The 2937-nt window shown below is 43.9% G+C and carries 2 protein-coding genes; both read right to left on the reverse strand.

Annotated elements, in window-relative coordinates; translation table 11 throughout:
• The coding region (gene adk / locus CAG68_RS12590) for an adenylate kinase (protein WP_161441218.1) at positions 1-630 on the reverse strand (630 nt) is incomplete at its 3' end.
• A 320-nt stretch (positions 631-950) separates the two neighbouring features.
• A complete protein-coding gene (gene htpG / locus CAG68_RS12595) occupies positions 951-2855 on the reverse strand; it encodes a molecular chaperone HtpG (RefSeq protein ID WP_086046578.1) in 1905 nt (634 codons plus the stop codon).
• Positions 2856-2937: the final 82 nt, after the last annotated feature.

A 2937-nucleotide genomic window follows, 5' to 3' on the forward strand; every position in this document is an offset into this window, starting at 1 on the left:
CTCGATATCCGCACTAACTTCAGCTACTTGCTTAGTACCATCAAACTTAAGGTACTTAGTCTTTCCTGCTTCAGCTTCTTTGCCGTAGTAGTTGATTAGCGGTGCAGTTTGCTCGTGGTAAACACCTAGACGAGCACGTACTGTTTCTTCTTTGTCGTCATCACGAACAACAAGATCTTCACCAGTTACATCATCTTTACCTTCCACTTTAGGCGGGTTGTAAACCACGTGGTAAGTACGACCAGAAGGAAGGTGAGCACGACGACCAGCCATACGCTCAACAATTACATCGTCTGCAACGTCAAATTCGATAACGTAGTCTACGTCTACGCCCATTTCTTTTAGGCCGTCAGCTTGAGGGATAGTACGTGGGAAACCATCTAGTAGGAAACCGTTTGCACAGTCTTCTTGAGCGATACGCTCTTTGATAAGACCAAGGATGATTTCATCAGAAACTAGCTGACCAGCGTCAATAACAGCTTTAGCTTGTTTACCAAGCTCTGTACCTGCTTTGATAGCAGCACGAAGCATATCACCAGTAGAGATTTGTGGAATACCGTATTTTTCCATGATGAAGTTTGCTTGTGTGCCTTTACCTGCACCTGGAGCACCTAGAAGAATGATGCGCATGATTTATCCTCTTTAATATTTAAGATTTATACCGAAGCTCACAATAGCTGACCTCTTAGACATCAAACCTGAGAAGCACCTGCAACGATAAGTTTCGGTATAACGTATATAGGCGAGCAAAAATACACGCCTTATTACTCACATTCAAGTCGCAGATTCTATCACAGGTTCTCTGAGCAAAGAGTGTATTAAGACTAAAGAATGTTAACAGTACCCTCTTTCACGCCCTATTGATTATTAACTCAGCACTTGAGATGCAAAATTTTGCGACAACAAACAAAAAGCTCGCGAAATGCGAGCTTTTTGATTTGCAGAGGTTATTACACCTTAGTCAAAAGTTGATTAACGGCTCCTAAGAACTCTGTTGGATCCTCAATAGAGCCTCGCTCCGCTAGCATTGCCTGACCAAGCAGAACTTCAACCCAGCAACCAAACGCTTCTTCATCGGCTTCGTCAGCCATACGCTTAACCAATTCGTGCTCAGGGTTTAGCTCAAAGATGTATTTCACTTCCGGCACAGCTTGACCAGCTGCCGCAAGAAGCTTCGCCATTTGAGTGCCCATTTCGTAATCGTCCGTTACCACAACAGCAGGCGTAGATGCGAGTTTGAAGGTCGTACGAACTTCTTTCACACGATCGCCTAGGTAAGACTTCGTGCGCTCTACAACCGACTTGAACTCTTCTTCGGTTTCTTTTTGCTTCTCTTTTTCTGCTTCATCTTCAAACTGACTTAGATCAAGCCCAGCTTTAGTGATTGACTGGAACTGTTTACCATCAAACTCAGTTAAGTAGTTCATCAGCCACTCATCAATGCGGTCGTACATCAAAATAACTTCAATGCCTTTCGCTTTGAACTGTTCTAAGTGAGGGCTGTTTTTCGCAGCTGCATAGCTGTCTGCCGTCAAGTAGTAGATCTTATCTTGACCTTCTTTCATGCGCTCAACGTAAGACGCCAAGCCCACAGTTTGCTCTGAAGAGTCCACTTCAGTTGAAGCAAAGCGCAATAAACCTGCAACTTTCTCTTTGTTTGCAAAGTCCTCCGCAGGGCCCTCTTTCATCACAAGACCAAACTCTTTCCAGAATGATTGGTATTTCTCTTCGTCATTCTTGGCCATACGCTCGAGCATCGTTAGCACGCGCTTAGTACAAGCATTACGTAGAGACTGAGTCACTTTATTGTCTTGTAAGATCTCACGCGATACGTTTAGCGGTAAATCGTTTGAGTCTATTAAACCACGTACGAAGCGTAAGTATGACGGCATAAATTGCTCTGCATCGTCCATAATGAATACGCGCTGTACGTACAGTTTCAAGCCTGATTTGTGGTCGCGGTTCATCATATCCCAAGGTGCTTTCGATGGGATGTATAGTAAGCTCGTGTAGTCGTTTTTACCTTCTACACGGTTATGACTCCAGACCAATGGATCGGCAAAGTCATGTGATACGTGCTTGTAGAACTCTTGATACTCTTCTTCTGAAATATCAGATTTGTTACGCGTCCACAGTGCTTGGGCTTTGTTGATTTGCTCCCACTTTTTCTCATCTGTTTCCTTGCCTTCGTCATCACGAACGACAGTTTGGATTGAAACAGGAATGCCGATGTGATCAGAGTACTTACTGATAACGTCACGTAGACGCCACTCATTCAAAAACTCTTTACCCTCTTCACGCATATGAAGAATGATGTCGGTACCACGTGACTCTTTGGTAATGTTTTCGATGGTGTACTCACCTTCACCCGCTGAGTGCCATTGTACCGCTTCATCAGCGGCTAGACCCGCAGCGCGAGTGCGCACGGTAACGGCGTCAGCAACGATAAATGCCGAGTAGAAACCAACACCAAACTGACCAATAAGCTGAGAGTCTTTGCTCTGCTCTTCAGATAGCTTTGAGAAAAACTCGGCTGTTCCAGATTTTGCGATTGTTCCTAAGTGCTCAATCACATCATCACGGCTCATACCGATACCGTTATCAGAAATGGTTAAGGTATTTGCGCTTTCATCAAACGACAGTTTCACGCAAAGGTCTGCATTACCTTCGTATAGATCTGGGTTAGATAACGCCTGAAAGCGCAGTTTGTCTGATGCATCTGATGCGTTAGAGATCAGCTCGCGCAAAAAGATCTCTTTATTTGAATAAAGAGAATGGATCATTAAATGCAGTAGTTGTTTTACTTCTGATTGAAAACCACGAGTTTCTTTATTTTGAGATACGGTTTCGCTCATGTGTGCTCCATAACATCTAAACTAATTGGCTTTTTCATAGGGACAAGTTTGTGACTTTCCCCTTGAAATCACCTTACCGAGA

The sequence above is a fragment of the Vibrio sp. V42_P2S4T144 genome (assembly GCF_009904715.1).
Classification (GTDB): Bacteria; Pseudomonadota; Gammaproteobacteria; order Enterobacterales; family Vibrionaceae; genus Vibrio; species Vibrio alginolyticus.

Excerpts from the sequence above, each read along its gene's own strand:
- htpG (WP_086046578.1), bottom strand. The coding sequence starts at position 2,855 with ATGAGCGAAACCGTATCTCAAAATAAAGAAACTCGTGGTTTTCAATCA.